The sequence below is a fragment of the Luteimonas sp. MJ250 genome (assembly GCF_039548455.1).
Classification (GTDB): Bacteria; Pseudomonadota; Gammaproteobacteria; order Xanthomonadales; family Xanthomonadaceae; genus Luteimonas.
Genome location: NZ_JBCLVB010000028.1, coordinates 1 through 867, shown reverse-complemented (window position 1 = coordinate 867; position 867 = coordinate 1). Strand labels below are relative to the sequence as shown.

Below are 867 nucleotides of genomic sequence, written 5' to 3'. Positions count from 1 at the left end.
CAGCGGTCGGGGGCGGCGCCTAACAATGCGTTCAAGCCGACACCGCTTCGTTACGCCAAGCACATGGCAGGTAAAGCTTGCCATGTGCTTCGCTCCACTACGCGGTGCGGCTTAACTTAGGTGTTAGCCGGCAGGGGAGCTGCGGTGCCAACCACTCTTACACGATCGCTCTTGACCGTTCTGATCCCCGGCCTCGTGGCAGTTGCGCCATGGTTGGTATGGCTTGTGGAGCACACGCCCGCCACCTTAGGTGCTGACCAGAGTGCAGTCCTAGCTAACGCGCTGATCTTCGCCCTCGTTGTGGTTGCCGGGTCCACCTGTGAGGGCCTGGGCACCTACTTGGAGCACCGATGGGACGGAAAGCTCGAGAGCGAGCACCAAGTGCAGGAACATTGGTTCCGGTACTTGAACTACTGCGGCGAACGCGAACCTGTGGCGTTCCGTTATCTCAGCCGACTTGTAACCACACTTTACTTCGAGCTGGCGATGCTTTTCGCAACGCCAACCTTTGTTGCTGGCGCGACCCTTCTCGCCGCAGTGAGATTCCCTAACTTCCGTTTCTGGATCGCTTCAGGTGGCGTCCTGGTCGGCGTGGCGTTTGTTCTGTACTTCCGGTATCAAGCCAGGCAGACACATGAAGGCATGTGTAAGGTACGCAAAGCCCTCAACTTGCCAGCGACCAATGCCGGCTAACAATTCATTCAAGCCGATGCCGCTTCGCGGCACGGCTTAATTCCGGCGTTAGGCCGCCATGGAGGGCTGCGGGACTGTCTCGATTCGCATCGACAAGTGATTGCTCAGACCGAGCTGTTTCCGCGATTGCTGCTGTGGCAATGGTGTGTGGCGCCGTCTTGTTGCTCATCTTCG

Annotated in this window: 1 protein-coding gene; it reads left to right on the top strand. The window is 58.5% G+C overall.

Features of this window, described 5'->3' with window-relative positions; genetic code table 11:
* Window positions 1-171 precede the first annotated feature (171 nt).
* Window positions 172-693 carry a hypothetical protein gene (locus WCE37_RS14705; protein ID WP_199392635.1) on the top strand — a complete coding sequence of 174 codons (522 nt, stop codon included), beginning with the start codon at window positions 172-174 and terminating at the stop codon, window positions 691-693.
* The last annotated feature ends 174 nt before the right edge of the window (window positions 694-867 follow it).